Genomic DNA, 2,765 nt, shown 5'->3' on the forward strand with positions numbered 1-2,765 from the left:
TGACTAAAGCTTGAAAGGTTTTCGTAACCAGCTTCAAAATAAACTTCAGAAGGGCTTTTCTCCTGACTCAACAAGTAATGCGCATGTTCCAACCTTTTATTTTGAAACCATTTTATAGGCGATTCTGAATAGTATTTTTCAAATTCTCTTTTAAAGGTCGAAACACTCATATTGCATAAAAATGCTAATTCTTTTAAAGTCAGTTTACTCAAATGACTGTTTTCGATCGTTCGAATGAATTTTTGCGAACTATCATCACTGTTTATAGTTAAAGAATAAAGAAAATCTGTTCCGTATTTATCGGTCAAGTAAAGCATAATTTCTTCAAACTTCACTTCCAATAATTTTGATTGGATGTTTTTTGAAAGATTGGAAATATCGATTAAACTTTCAACAAAACGTTTTAAGAAATCATCGTAATCAAATGCATAAACCGATTTTGCTTCGATTAATTCTAATTTTTCAGATTCCATTTTTCTAATGAAATTATGAAGCATTTCATTAGAAAAAAACAAAAGAACACTTTTATAAAGAGAAGTTTCAGAGATTCTTTTTTCTGTCATTAAACAATTTCCAGATCGCATTACAATAAACTTCGAAGGTGTAATCGATAAGGCTTCATTATCAAAAATGACTTCTTTTGTTCCTTCAAGCAAAAAACTGATTATGTTTTGATTAAGAATAATTTGTTGTTTCGAAACGTCTTTAGAACTGCTGTACCCCACAACATGAACTTGTTGTGTTTTTTCTAAATTCATTTCGTCTGGAAGTATAATTGTTTTCATAAAAAAATATTGGCTTACCAAACGAATCGATAAGCCTTACTATTTAGAATATTCTTGATTTTATTTTTGAGTAGATTCTCTTGCGAGTACTTCTGTATTTAAAAACGTAATTTCTTTGGCATCGTCATTTTTAGACGATTTCAAATTCTTGATAATGATTTCTGCCGCCGCTTTTCCCATTTTTTCTGCCGGGTGCGTGATAGTCGATAAATTAGGATCAATAATCTGCGAAATCGGGTCATTATTAAAACCTATTACTTTAAATTCTTCCGGCACTTTTATTCCACGCTTTTTAGCCGTTTGCACGGCGCTCACGGCAATAATATCTCCAGGAGCAAATAATCCGTCTGGCATTGGTTTTAAATCAAATAAAGCATTGCTGGCCTTCACACCATCTTCATAAGTTACTGAATTTAAATTGATAATCAGATTCTCGTCTATATCAACATTATGATCTTTTAAAGCTTCGATATAGCCTCTTTTCCTTTCATTATATAAATTCCCTAATTCTGATCCTGCCGTAATGTGCGCAATACGAATACAGCCCTGCTCAATAAGATGTTTAGTTGCCTTATATCCAGCCGAATAATTATCAATCACAACTCTGAAAGTATTATAATCTTTCGGAACCCTATCCACAAAAACTAACGGAATATTATTGTTTGAGAATTGATGAAAATGCGATGTATCACGCGTTTCCATAGCCAGCGAACAAATGACACCACTCACACGGTTGCTATAAAGAGATTTTGCCATATTGACTTCTTCTTCATACGAGTCATGCGACTGCATGATGATTACCGTATAATCAGATTTTTGAGCCGTAATCTCAATTCCACTGATTAATGACGACAGAAAGGGCTGTGTAACAGTTGGAATCAAAACGCCAATCGTTCTGGTTTTGTTGCCACGCAAACCTGCAGCCAAAGTGTTGGGAACAAATCCCATTTCTTCAGCGGTTTTTTTTACTTTTTTTATCGTTTTATCACTAATGGTGTGATGATCTTTTAAAGCTCGTGATATAGTTGATGTTGCCAAATTCAGTCTTTCGGCTATATCATAAATCGTAACGTGTTTATTTTCTTCCATAAAACAAATAAATAGAAGATGTAAATATAAACTATTTTCTCTCACGATAATCTTCAGGAAAAGCGAGTAAGAACAATAATGTCCGCAAAATACTCAATTACGGACATTTTTGTTTCTTAAAAACTTATTTCTTACCAATGTTGTTTTTCTTGTCTTTTAGAATTTTACCCTCTTTTGTAAATTCTAAATCAATTTTGTTCGTTAAATCAACATCCAAATCTTTGTGACCGTAATCGATATGCGTAATTTTCTCATTCGGATAATTTTTCGCTACATAATCCTTTATTTCCTTCGGAATAAATGCAGTCGGAATTGGTTTGTTTCCTCCATCTACTTCGCGATACGATCCGTCTTTCCAGAATTCTACCTCAGTTCCGTCTTTCAATTTGACTTCAAAACCTTTTTCACCATGTTCTGCATCTTTTTTGGCACTTTCTATCGCAACATTGCTAAAGTGTTTTTTCAGAAATTCTTGTGCCGGTTTTGGCAGTTCGGTAACTTCAATTTTCTTCTGTCCTTGAACCGAAATTGTCAGAATTAAAAAGGTTACTACTAAATATATCTTCGCTTTCATAATTTAAATCTTTAAGTATACTATTACTAATTTACAAAAAGTAAAGTCGTACTTAAATTAATTTACGAAAATTTTAATACCTAACCCACTGAAAACCAAACATTTTAAAATGTTAAATAAAACATAAATATTTATTTTTTTACATCAAATAATAAAGGCTGCAATATATTTTAATTATTCATGGCGTTTCCCTCCGGGTCGTGCTGTGCGCTGTATCTTTTGCGGGTGTGGGTTTTAGGGGAAAAGAAAGTTCCGGCTGTCCGCAAAAGGATGCCGCTCCCATCACTAACGCGGTCGGGGGTGTTGCGGAACCGTTA

General features: G+C 33.4%; 3 protein-coding genes. All 3 read right to left on the reverse strand.

Annotation, left to right across the window (positions count from 1 at the left end; genetic code table 11):
- Positions 1–785: AraC family transcriptional regulator (locus VGE71_RS05890; protein WP_331137481.1), on the reverse strand; the 785-nt coding region annotated here is incomplete at its 3' end.
- Between the two features lie 60 nt (positions 786–845).
- Positions 846–1,874 (reverse strand): LacI family DNA-binding transcriptional regulator, encoded by a 1,029-nt coding sequence (locus VGE71_RS05895; protein WP_331137482.1) that lies wholly within the window; start codon positions 1,872–1,874, stop codon positions 846–848.
- 124 nt (positions 1,875–1,998) lie between these two features.
- On the reverse strand, positions 1,999–2,448 hold the full coding sequence (locus VGE71_RS05900) for a PepSY-like domain-containing protein (RefSeq protein ID WP_331137483.1): 450 nt from the start codon (positions 2,446–2,448) through the stop codon (positions 1,999–2,001).
- Positions 2,449–2,765: the final 317 nt, after the last annotated feature.

The organism is Flavobacterium sp. (genome assembly GCF_036405015.1).
Lineage (GTDB): Bacteria > Bacteroidota > Bacteroidia > Flavobacteriales > Flavobacteriaceae > Flavobacterium.